We start from the raw sequence: 12799 nt of genomic DNA on the forward strand, positions 1-12799 counted from the left end.
AAAGACAAAAGAGCTGTATTTTGTAAAAACCAGAATACAGCTCTTTTTATAGCCTTGGAAGTATCATGGTAGCCTTGACAGAGAGCCTTTACAGGGGTAAACTAAAAGTGTTGTAAAATTGTATAAACAAATGCTGATTTTGGGCATGATATACAAAATATTGTACAATGAAAACTGAATAAGGAGGTGCTCCTGTAATGAGTATTACTATGGCTGTAATTATAGCAGTAGTAGTAGCTGCACTTTCTGTCATCATTACCGTTAATGTTAACAATGCCCGTCATAAGAAAAATGATGCGGCCAAGATCGGCAGTGCTGAAGAAAGAGCAAGAAAGATCATTGACGATGCCCTCAAATCTGCAGAAGATACGAAACGTGAAAAACTCCTTGAGGTAAAGGAAGAGTCTCTGAAGACTAAGAATGACCTGGAAAAAGAAGTTCGTGACCGCAGAGCCGAAATTCAGCGCTCTGAGAGACGTATACAGCAGAAAGAGGAAAATGTCGAGAAGAGATCAGAGGCGATTGAAAGAAGAGAGCAGAGTCTGAGTGCCCGTGAGGAAAATCTTAACAAGAAGACCGCGGAGATTCAGAAGCTTGATGAGGAGAGACGTAAGGAACTTGAGAAGATCTCAGGACTTACAGCTGATCAGGCTAAAGAGTACTTGCTCAAGATCGTTGAAGATGATGTCAAGCATGAATCGGCAGTCATGATCAAGAACATCGAAGCCGAGGCTAAGGAAGAAGCTGATAAGAGGGCTAAGGAGATTGTGATAGGAGCTATCCAAAGATGCGCTGCAGATCATGTCTCTGAATCTACTATTTCAGTTGTTCAGCTTCCTAGTGACGAGATGAAAGGACGTATTATCGGACGTGAGGGTCGTAACATACGTACACTCGAGACAATGACAGGTGTAGATCTTATCATAGATGATACACCGGAAGCTGTCGTTATATCCGGCTTTGATCCGATCCGTCGTGAAGTTGCGAGAGTTGCTCTTGAGAAGCTCATCGTAGACGGTCGTATCCATCCTGCAAGAATTGAGGAGATGGTTGAGAAGGCTAAGAAGGAAGTTGCCACTCAGATCAAAGAAGAAGGTGAAGCAGCATCTATGGAAGCTGGAGTTCACGGACTTCATCCTGAGATCATCAAGCTTCTCGGAAGACTTAAATTCCGTACAAGTTATGGCCAGAATGTTCTTAAACACTCGATTGAAGTATCTCAGCTTTGCGGACTGATGGCAGGCGAGCTTGGTCTTGACATCCGTATCGCTAAGAGAGCCGGACTTCTTCATGATATCGGTAAAGCCGTTGACCATGAGATGGAAGGTTCACATGTACAGCTGGGTGCAGATATCTGTCGCAAGTACAAGGAGTCAGCTCTGATCACCAATGCTGTAGAGGCACATCATGGTGATGTTGAACCTCAGTCTCTGATCGCAGTTCTGGTACAGGCAGCAGATGCTATATCAGCAGCTCGTCCAGGTGCAAGAAGAGAGACGCTGGAGACATATACAACAAGACTTAAACAGCTTGAAGATATCACTAACAGCTTCAAGGGCGTTGAAAGCTCTTATGCTATTCAGGCCGGACGTGAAGTTCGTGTTATGGTTGTTCCGGATCAGGTTACAGATGCCGATATGGTTATTCTGGCACATGATATATCTCAGAAGATTGAAGCTGAGATGGAATATCCCGGACAGATTAAAGTTAATGTCATCCGCGAGAGCAGAGCAACAGATTTCGCAAAATAATACTTGCGAAGTTGCATTAAAACCAAATATTGAAAACTATAAAAGAGTCGAAGTTACTTCGGCTCTTTTTGAATTAATCAATAAAAAGGACACTTTATGAGCTTGATAAAATGGTTGGAAGAATGGTATAAATTTTGTTTTTTCTTTTATTTTTATTGCACTGTGTTTATAAATGTTTTACAATTAGAAAACTGTTATGCTCTTGTGAAGTTCGTTAGTATATGCTAACATATTTTTGTTGATTAATTCACTTATTTTAAAAGACAGGAGGCTTTACCCTATGCACGAATCAGGTGAAGATTATCTTGAAACCATTTATATTCTCAGGAAGAAAAATGGTAGTGTACGTTCTGTAGATGTTGCCAATGAGCTTAACTTTTCCAGACCCAGTGTATCCAGAGCTGTCGGTATTTTGAAAGAAGATGGATATATTACTGTGGAAGAGGATGGCGAGCTTGTACTTACGAAGCTTGGACTTGAAAAGGCCAAGAGCGTATATGACAGACATACCAATCTTACAAAGTTTCTGATGCTTACAGCCGGAGTTGATGAGCAGACGGCAGAGACAGATGCTTGCAGGATTGAACATATTATTAGTGTCAGCACTTTTGCCGGCATTAAGAAGTACCTTAAGGAGAATAGTAAATAAGCGCAATAACGGCTTATTGCGGAAGGAAATAAATGCTCCCAAGTAAGTTCACAAACAGAATGAAATTTATGCTTGGCCAGGAATGCGATGCGTTTCTGGTCTCTTTTGAGTGTGTAAGAAGTAAGGCTCTTCGCATTAACCCTTGTAAACTTCAGGGTGGAAGAGAGGATGCGTATTCAAAGCTTCCCTTTGAGACCAAAAAGATTTTGTGGGAAGAGAATGGCTTTGTATATAATGATGAAGATGAACCCGGCAAACATCCACTTCATATGGCGGGACTTTATTATATACAGGAACCAAGTGCGATGTCGCCTGTAGCCTATCTTGATCCCAAGCCTGGACAGAGGGTATTGGATCTGTGCGCTGCACCGGGTGGTAAGAGTACCCAGATAGCAGGCAGGATGCAGGGAAGCGGTATCCTTGTTTCTAATGAGATTAATGCAGGCAGAGCCAAGATCCTATCTGAGAATATCGAAAGAATGGGCATAGGCAATGCCATGGTTCTTAATGAGACTCCTCAGAATCTTTCAGCCAGATTTGAAGGCTGGTTTGACAGGATCCTTATTGATGCTCCATGTTCGGGCGAAGGAATGTTCAGAAAAAATGAGGATGCAGTAACTAACTGGTCTCCTGAAAATGTAAGACTCTGCGCTGACAGGCAGGATGAGATTCTGGATAATGCAGCATCTATGCTGGCTCCATCAGGAAGGCTGGTATATTCTACCTGTACATTTGCTCCGGATGAAGATGAGGGTACTATATACAGATTCCTGCTGCGTCACCCTGAATTTAGAGTTGTAGAGGTTCCATTATACGAAGGAATGGATCATGGCAATCCGTCATGGGCGCTTATTGACACTAGTGATGAGAGCACCTGGACTAAACCGGACCTTCAAGATAATGCTGCCTCCACACAGGATGATAAAGATTATGGCCTTGAAGGATGCCTTGATGAAGTTAAAACAAATAAAGAAAAGCTGAATAAAGAAGTTGCAGACCAGCTTGCAAACTGTATAAGGCTCTGGCCGCATCATCTTAAGGGTGAAGGACACTTCCTTGCGGTGCTTGAAAGGGTTAATGATATAAGTCAGGAAAATGGTGAGCAGTCTGTTAGTGATATAGACCAGAAAGCTCCTACAATAACCTACTGTCCCGGCGGTTTCCAAAGAGGAATAAGAATAGAGCAAAGGAAAACTCTTGATAGTACTATCTCTTGTGATGACAAGGGCACATCAGATAGCAGCAAAGGCGCTGATTCTTATAGTTCCAATAGCATGGACAAGAAAAACTCAATTAGATCTGATCAGGAGCCCAAGAAGAAACTAAAAGCCAAAGACAGAAGACTTATGGATAAAAATGCCGGAAGAGCGCAAAATAAGGCTCTTAAAGGCGGCAGCGATCTTGAACTTGCCAAGAAGCTTTGGGAAGAATTCGCTGGGGATGTACTTAGCGAATCCGGCATGGACAGACTTTACGGAACTCTTTTTACTTTCGGAGAGAATGTATATCTGGCACCTTTCCTTATGCCGTCTACCGATAGGCTCAAAGTCATGCGTCCTGGGCTTCATCTTGGAACTATGAAGAAGGGCAGATTTGAACCATCGCATTCACTGGCTCTTTTCCTAAGAAAAGAGGATGTGAAAAATAGCCATGACTATCCAAGTGACAGTAAGGAGATAAAGGACTTCACGTCTGGACTATCTCTTACGGCTTCTCTTGATAATGGATGGTATCTTATCCTGACAGATGGATGCAGTCTTGGCTGGGCCAAGAGTGATGGAAGAAGACTTAAAAATCACTATCCTAAGGGGCTTAGGATCAACTATGCAGATTGATGCACTGCTTTAATAGCAATATCTATTCTTGAATATATAACACCGTTGTATATTCTTGACAATGATATAGGTGTTTTAATCTGGATGTTTTATGTGTTATTGTTGAAGTTGTATAAAAACTAATAATTTTTATACGACTATTTCTAGTCTGTACTATTAAGCGTTATGATATAATATTTTTGGAAAATTGACGAAAAGAATTGAATGTATTTGTGCAGATTTAAATTTATGAGGTTATTATATGAAAGAAGAACGTCCTGTATTTGTAGTTGGACATAAGAACCCTGATACTGATAGCGTCTGTGCGGCTATTGCCTATGCAAGGCTTAAGACTATCATAACAGGAAAAGCATACGAACCAAGAAGAGCAGGTCATCTTAATGAGGAGACCAGCTATGTTCTTGATAGATTTGAAGTAGAAAAGCCTTTGATGCTGACTGATGTAAGAACTCAGGTCAAGGATCTGGAGATAAGGGATCTTGCAGGCGCAGCAGGCGATACATCTTTGAAAGATGCGTGGGAGATCATGCGTAATGCCGGAGTTGTAACTGTGTGCGTTACCAAGGATGACCAGCTTCAGGGTATCATCACTACCAATGATATCGTTACATCCTACATGGATGTATATGATTCAGATATACTCGCAAGTGCCAGAACTTCATACAAGAACATAGTCAAGACTCTTGATGGCAAGATGATAGTAGGAAGTGAAGAAGGCAATGTCGAAAAGGGTAAAGTCGTAGTTGCTGCAGCCAGTCCTGAAGTTATGGAGAATATCATCGATTCCGGAGATGTTGTTATCCTTGGCAATCGTTATGAGACTCAGCTGTGCGCTCTTGAAATGGATGCGGACTGTATCATAGTCTGCGACGGCGCAGAAGTTGCACAGACTATACAGAAGCAGGCAGTTGCTCACAACTGTCGTATCATCACTACTCCTCATGATACATTTACGGCATCAAGACTTGTTAACAGTAGTATGCCTATAGATCACTTCATGAAGAGTGAGGGACTTGTATCCTTCCATATGGATGATTATATTGAGGACATTCAGGAAGTTATGGCTCAGGAACGTCATAGATATTTCCCTGTCCTTGATGAGTACGACAGATATGTGGGAATGATATCACGTCGTAATTTCCTGGGTGCAAGGAAGAAACAGCTCATACTTGTAGACCATAATGAGAAGAATCAGGCAGTACACGGCATAGAATCTGCTGAGCTTTTAGAGATCATAGATCACCACAGGCTTGGTACTATTTCTACGTCTTCACCTGTTTTCTTTAGAAATCAGCCTCTGGGATCAACTTCTACTATTGTATACTTAATGTATAAAGAGAATCATGTTGATATAGATCCTCAGACAGCCGGTCTTCTTATGGCTGCCATTTTATCTGATACACTTATGTACAGAAGCCCTACATGCACTCAGATTGACAAGAATGCCGGTGCAGAGCTTTCGATGATCGCCGGTGTTAATGCAGAAGAGTTTGCTATGGAGATGTTCCATGCAGGTAGCAACCTTGGATCTAAGACAGGTCCTGAGATCATACATCAGGATTTCAAGAAGTTCACGGTTGACAATAAGACTATCGGTATAGGACAGATCAACTCCATGAGCGCAGAAGAGCTTGCCGACATCAAGAAGAAAGTTGTATCTGAACTTGATAAGACACTTGAAGCAGACGGAATAGACATGATATTCTTCCTGCTTACAAATATATTAAAAGAATCATCTGACGTCGTATTTGCAGGAAACGGTGCAGAGAGTATTATAGAAAATGGATTTTCAGTTGAAACAAGAAATAACGGAGCATATCTGCAAGGCGTTGTGTCACGTAAGAAACAGTTCCTGCCTACAATCGTAGACACCTTAGAAGGTTGATCATCTGAAATCTTATTGGGAAAGGACTATAGTGAACGAGGTATTAAAAAGCAAAACACTTAGGGAGTTTTCAGAGATCTTGTTGAAGGATGATAATTCGATCAAGATATCTCAGGAAGCATTTGAGGCAGTATCAAAGTGGTTGCCATTGGGGAAGGTTGTTTTAGAAGTATCATTTACACCAAATGATACCAACATTATTATTGATAAAAAAAGAGTCTCCCGTCCCTTGTTTGTAAAAGATAAGGGATTGGAGCTGTCTGAATATCAGGAGATATTTTCTTTTGGCCCGGCCGACAGGAATATCTGTTTTTTGTGTACTTCAACTTGTGAAGATGGACATTTTACAGAAGAAGAGAAAGAGACACTTAGAATATTTCTTTCTGAAATGTATATTCATGTCGAAAGGATGTATCTTAAGAAGGGACTTAAAAAAGCCTACGTAACCCAGAAAGTATCAGGGCTCCCTAATCAGGCGGGATATATGGCAAAAGTTCTTGAATGTGTGAAGAAGAACTCTTACGATGCCTACACTGCTTTCTATTTCAACTTGCGTGGTTTCGGACTTCTTAATTATGAGTTCGATGAAAAGGAAGTTGATGTCATTTTAAAACGCTACGGCAGAGAATTAAAGAAAAGGCTCACCGAAGATGAAGAAGTAGGTCATCTTGGAGGAGATAATTTTGTTGCTTTTATCAAGAAGGACAGATCAGAGTATTTCTTAAACCAGATCAAGTCCATTCAGACTTATGGAATGTATAAGGGTAAGAGAATACCTGTGACTCTTAAGGCAACTATTGGAATCTATGATCTTGAAAGCGGCAACATCCACCATCCAGGCGAAGTTATAGGTCAGCCCGGAGCTGCGCTCAACTATGCAAGAAGGAAGCGCAGAAATGTTGTATGGATGACATCTGAGATCAAGAACGAGATCGATTATGACAAGCAGATCTATGACGGGCTTACAAGTGCTATCAATAACGGGAATATCACAACCTATTATCAACCCAAAGTCAATCTTGAGACAGGAGAAGTAATAGGTGCAGAGGCTCTTGTAAGATGGAACTATAAAGGAACGATGCTCTCTCCTGATGGATTTGTTCCGATTCTTGAGAAATCTACCAGAATAAGCGAGCTTGATTTCTTTATTTTAAGGCAGGTATGCCGTATGATCGCTGAGAGGAAGAGAGCTGGAAGGCCTGTAGTGCCGATATCTGTTAACTTCTCAAAAAGGGATCTGGAGATACCCAATATTTCTTCGATCATAACTAATATAATGGACAAATACGGTATTGATAAGGATGAGATCATTATAGAAGTTACGGAGACAGCTTATTCAGATGAGCAGGAGAGACTTTTATCATTCCTTAGACAGATGAGAGATAATGATATATCCACATCTATTGATGACTTTGGTACAGGCTATTCATCATTGTCTGTAATACGTGAGTTTCCTGTAAGTGAGATCAAGATCGATAAATCTTTTATCGACAAAGAGGTCCTGACAAGAGAGGATGAAGCTATAGTTGGATCTGTCATTGCAATGGCTCGCCTTTTAAGACTTCAGGTTATAACAGAGGGCGTAGACAACTGTGATCAGGTTGACTTTCTGCTAAGACTTGGATGCAGCAGTGCACAGGGATTCCTTTTTGATAAGCCGCTTAACTACAGTGACTTTAGCAAGATCCTTGACAGAGGACGTTATGAAGTTACGTGGGCCAAGAAGAAAAAGCAGTAAAAAAGCAGTAAAAGAATAGCGGTAAAAGAAAAGTAGAAAAAGAAAAGTAGTAAAAGAAAAGCAGTAAAAAGAAATACCGTAAAAAGAAATACAGCAAAAGAAGTATATTTAAAGAAATATATTTAAATAAATACAAGAAAAGATAAAAAACTATAATTAGTATATAGTGCAGGAATTGACATGAGTATAGCTATTACAATATATTCCGAAAGCGCCTTTAAGGAATTTGTTCTTCCGGCGGGAGTTAACAGAAGGCTTGCTCTTCGTATAGAGAGCAGAAAATTCCGCATCGAAGAAGATGTTGCGGTTCTTTTGGAAAATATAGGCGGAAAATGGAGATTTCTATCATCTGATGAAATAAACTCTGTAAAACTTCCGCTTTGCAAGATTGAGAATGCCGGCTACGACCTCAAAGAGGGCGATAGCCTTTCTTTGCGTACAAGATACGGTGAACGTCTTGCGGTCATGGTAAGGGAAAAAGAACAACCCTTTATTGCATACAAGAAGTATGACCTTAGTAATATAGTAAAACTTTCTATAGGAAGCGCTGATGATAGTGATGTAAAGTATTCTTTTCATATATCTGACAGAGAGGTTATCTCATCCCTTCATGCCGTGATGGAAGCTGACACTAAAGAAGGCGGATGGATTCTGACTGATAAAAGTACTAACGGAACATTTATTAATGATATTGCTATACATGGTTCCAGAAAGCTGATTTTTGGCGACAGGATCAATATCTGGGGACTATATATGGTCTATGCAGGTGATGTGCTTGCTATAGATCAGACTTCGCATATGACTCTGTCAGATAAGCTCATGCGGATAGATAATAAGCTGCAGGGTAGCGTAGATACCGGCAGAGATGAAAAGACACCTGATTATGCGGTGATGCCTGACAATTATAAGGTTATCTATCACAGACCTCCTCGTAATATGGACAGGCTCTGTTCAGATGAGATAATCCTAAAGCATCTTCCTGCAAGTGCCCATATGATCGCCAATGATTCTCTTTTGCCATATACAAGGGTGTCCAAAGAGATAAATCGTATAAGAGAGGACTATTCTGAGTATCTTGATGTGATGGAAGAGAAGATCTCATCAAACTGTGAAAGAAACAAGAAGATCTTAAACGACAGATATAAGAGTGCTGAAGAAGCTTGCGATTTTAAAAAGGGACTTCCGGATAATCTCTGGAGCAGAAATACTACCCACAAGGATTTTCTGTATCACAGAGTCGGCAAGGGCAGTATACCTTTTCAGATGAAGGTGGAACTGCCTGAAGGTGACAATGTTTTCTATGATGATGAGCTTGATAAAAGGTGCCTTGATATATCCAAAAAATACAAGATGCTTGAAGATGTTCCTGTATGTGTGGACCTCTCCGGAGAGAATCTTATTGGTATAGTCGGTGGTAACGGTAAAAGGGGCTCATACCAGATAGTTTATGATCTTATAGCCCAGATCACAACTCAGAACTGCTATACGGATGTAAAGCTTGCTTTCATTACAGCAAGTGATATATCAGGCAATAATGAATCCTGGTCCTTTGCCCTTTGGTTTCCTCATGTATGGTCTGAAGACAGGAAGAGGAGATATATAGCTTTTGAACAGGAAGAGGTAAGTGATGTATGTTATGACCTTACTTCTGTGTTCAGGGAATATGTCAAGAATCCTGAAAAAGAGCATCCGCACTATGTGATCATAGTAGAGGATCAGTCTCTTCTTGAAGGAGAGCTCATAACCAAGTATCTTTCAGATCACGAGAATGCTCCTTTTGTTACAACACTTCTTATGGCTGAGGATGTGGCTGATCTTCCAAATGCCTGCAACCTTGTTATAGAAAATGATAATAACTATAAAGGTATGTATTACATCCGCGAAGGCAGAGGCAGCGGAAGAGAGATAGAATTTGACAATATAAGTGCTGAGATCTTGTATGAGCTTTCAGGTACTTTGTCAACTGTTGTAGTTGATAATGAAGGCGGAGGCGGTGAGATTCCGGATGAAGTCAGCTTCTTTGATATGTATGGTGTATCAAGCCCGGAAGATCTGCATATCAAGGACAGATGGCGCAGAAACCGCACCTATGAAGGAATAAGAGGACGCATCGGTCAGATAGCCGGGGGACGTCCTTGTATTCTTGACCTGCATGAAAAATATCATGGCCCTCATGGACTTATAGCAGGAACTACAGGTAGTGGTAAGTCTGAACTTCTGCAGACATTTATTTTGTCGCTTGCTGTAGAATACAGCCCTGAAGATATTGCCTTTTTCCTTATCGATTATAAGGGAGGCGGAATGGGCAATGCATTTGCAAAGCTTCCACACGTGGCCGGCCAGATATCTAACCTGTCCGGAGCACTTGTTCGCCGCGCAATGGTTGCAATAAAAAGTGAGAACAGACGCAGGCAGCGCCTTTTTATAGAAAGCGGTGTTAATAATATTGATGCATATACAAGGCTTTATAAAAACGGTGAGACTAAAGTTGCGCTTCCGCATCTTTTGATAATAATAGATGAATTTGCACAGCTTAAGGCTGAAGAGCCTGATTTTATGCGCGAGCTTATAAGTGTTGCGCAGATAGGTCGAAGCCTTGGAGTACATCTGATACTTGCTACTCAAAAGCCCTCAGGAACTGTGGATGATAATATCTGGAGTAACTCAAAGTTCAGAATCTGTCTGCGTGTACAGGACCAGAAGGATAGTATTGAGATGCTCCACAAAAGCGACGCAGCATTTTTGTCAACTACAGGTAGAGCTATCCTGCAGGTAGGAAGTGATGAGCTTTATAAAGAGTTTCAGTCAGGTTATACAGGTCAGGCTTATGATAAGGATGGATCAGGTCACAAGATAACAGCAAGACTTCTCACTAACACAGGTCGTGAAGGACTTATTGGTAACTATCTTGAAAGCCGCCGCAAAGCTGCTCTTCGTCATGAATTCATCCTTGATCTTGTCAAAAATGAAGCTTCGCTTGTAGGTACAGCTTATGAAGATATGCTCTATCTTAATTTTGTAAGATTAAGAGATGAGATACTTGTGGCAGAACCTGAGCTTGGCAAGGATAATGATGCTCTCGCAGACAGGATCATAGAGCGCTCTGAGACGGAGAATATAAGACTGCCTCAAAGACGTGAAAAAACTGAGCTTGAAAGTGTAATTGAATATATAATCGAATGTTCGAATGAACTTGAGCTCTACAATAATAGTCCGTTATGGCTTCCTGAACTGCCCAAAAAACTATCACTGGAATTGCTCGATGGTTACAAGAAGGCATCCTATAACAGCGGCCGATGGCCACATATTATGGGCGGCGCTGATATCAAGGCTTATGCAGGTCTTATAGACGATCCTGTTAACCAGTATCAGATGCCTCTTATTATCAATTTTTCAAGAGGTGGCAATACAGCTGTATGTGGTATGACACTTAGTGGTAAGAGTACGTTCTTGCAGACGGTTGTCTTTTCACTATATCAAAGTTATGACCCTTCTATGCTGAACGCTTATATCATTGATTTTGGCGGAAGAGCGTTTGAAGCTTTTGAAGATGATGCCCATACAGGCGGAATAGTATATGATACAGATATCCGGAAGGTTCCCAATCTTATCTGTATGATACAGGATGAGATCGTAAGGCGAAGAAAAGAGTATGCGGGAGCAGGATTTGACGGACTTCGTGCAGAAAAAGGCTTTAAGGATCCCGCGATCATTGTTGTGATCGATGATATGGCTTCACTGCGTGAGAAGACGGAAGGCGCATATGATGATGCCATCATTCAGATTGCAAGGGAATGTGCATCTGTTGGCATATATCTTCTTATCTCCGGTAGTGGATTTGGAATGAGGGATATCCCTGGTCGAATGTCTGAGAGTATACGTAACATATTCTGCTTGCAGATGGCTGATAAAGTCGGCTACATGGATGTACTTCGTACATCGCAGATAGAGATAATGCCTCAGGAATCCATAGCAGGAAGGGGCCTTATAATATCATCCGGTCATACGCTTGAGTTCCAGACAGCGCTTAGCTTGTGCGAAGATGATCTGACAAGGACTGAAAGTATCAAAGATATACTTTCTAAAGAAACTATGAGCTATCATGGGCCTAAAGCTATGGCTATACCTTATATTCCTGATAAACCGTCATGGTCATTGTTTAAGGATTCTTTAACAAATATTGATGCAGGATTGCTTCCTTTCGGTTATAATATTACAAGTGCACGTATCGAGAGTATTGATCTTGATATGACATATCTGTATCTGATAAGTGGAAGACCCAGAAGCGGTAAGACCAATCTTATCCGTATACTTTCCAGAACCTGCCGCTTTATCGGCGCCAGGGAAGTGACTGTATTTGAAACAAGCGGCAGGAAAGAGCTTAAAAACGATGCTTCAAATATGGGCTTTGGATATGTTTCGGAAGTAGACGGCGTGGTTGGATGGCTTAAAAATATAATTCCTGTTTTTAAAGAAAGATATGCTCTTAAGTCCAAACTTAAAGATGAGGGTGTAAGTGATGAAGATATCCTTCGTGAGATCAGAAAAGAAGGTCATCCGTATTTTATTTTCATAGATGATCTTGTGAGCTTTACTTTGATGATGCATGGTTCGGAAGGCGCAAGTCATAATCTTGCGGGTGCAATTACCAATCTGTTTGAGAAAGGCAGCCTGCTTGATATATATTTCTTTGCAGCCTACGACGACGAAAAGAGAATGGATGCTGCAGGACTTTCGGTATACGAAAGCTTTACATCTTATAAAAATGGTATACATCTCGGCGGTATGGCTGATTCACAGAGTATACTCAGATTTGATGGTGTTCCGTATAGAAAGCTGACTGCTGCAGGAAAGCCCGGATCCGGTATCACATCATCATATAATGATAAGGGCTCGGTACAGGTAGTGATTCCGCTTGCATAAGGCGCTTATGATTCAAAC

6 protein-coding genes are annotated in these 12799 nt (G+C 41.1%); all 6 read left to right on the forward strand.

The features are described 5' to 3' along the window. The first annotated feature begins 197 nt into the window (after positions 1-197). The 6 genes from rny (at position 198) to BMX21_RS05635 (ending at position 12781) form a co-directional block, all read left to right on the forward strand. Positions 198-1751: a ribonuclease Y gene (gene rny / locus BMX21_RS05610; protein ID WP_022752928.1), complete on the forward strand. Its 1554-nt coding sequence runs from the start codon at positions 198-200 to the stop codon at positions 1749-1751. Positions 1752-2031: 280 nt separating this feature from the next. Next, complete coding sequence (locus tag BMX21_RS05615) at positions 2032-2400, forward strand: metal-dependent transcriptional regulator (protein WP_092042222.1); 369 nt, start codon at positions 2032-2034, stop codon at positions 2398-2400. A 32-nt stretch (positions 2401-2432) separates the two neighbouring features. Next, positions 2433-4235, forward strand: a complete 1803-nt coding sequence (locus tag BMX21_RS05620) for an RsmB/NOP family class I SAM-dependent RNA methyltransferase (protein ID WP_092042226.1) — start codon at positions 2433-2435, stop codon at positions 4233-4235. A 241-nt stretch (positions 4236-4476) separates the two neighbouring features. Next, entirely contained in the window at positions 4477-6120 is a 1644-nt protein-coding gene (locus BMX21_RS05625; RefSeq protein WP_092042229.1) for a putative manganese-dependent inorganic diphosphatase, read from the forward strand. Between the two features lie 31 nt (positions 6121-6151). Beyond that, positions 6152-7858: a GGDEF domain-containing phosphodiesterase gene (locus BMX21_RS05630; protein WP_092042231.1), complete on the forward strand. Its 1707-nt coding sequence runs from the start codon at positions 6152-6154 to the stop codon at positions 7856-7858. A gap of 180 nt (positions 7859-8038) precedes the next feature. Continuing rightward, positions 8039-12781, forward strand: coding sequence for an FtsK/SpoIIIE domain-containing protein (locus BMX21_RS05635; protein WP_092042233.1), 4743 nt, complete (start codon positions 8039-8041; stop codon positions 12779-12781). The last annotated feature ends 18 nt before the right edge of the window (positions 12782-12799 follow it).

The sequence above is a fragment of the Butyrivibrio sp. TB genome, from assembly GCF_900110805.1.
Classification (GTDB): Bacteria; Bacillota; Clostridia; order Lachnospirales; family Lachnospiraceae; genus Butyrivibrio; species Butyrivibrio fibrisolvens_C.

Coding starts and splice junctions, on each gene's coding strand:
- rny (WP_022752928.1), top strand. CDS start 198: ATGAGTATTACTATGGCTGTAATTATAGCAGTAGTAGTAGCTGCACTT.
- BMX21_RS05615 (WP_092042222.1), top strand. CDS start 2,032: ATGCACGAATCAGGTGAAGATTATCTTGAAACCATTTATATTCTCAGG.
- BMX21_RS05620 (WP_092042226.1), top strand. CDS start 2,433: ATGCTCCCAAGTAAGTTCACAAACAGAATGAAATTTATGCTTGGCCAG.
- BMX21_RS05625 (WP_092042229.1), top strand. CDS start 4,477: ATGAAAGAAGAACGTCCTGTATTTGTAGTTGGACATAAGAACCCTGAT.
- BMX21_RS05635 (WP_092042233.1), top strand. CDS start 8,039: ATGAGTATAGCTATTACAATATATTCCGAAAGCGCCTTTAAGGAATTT.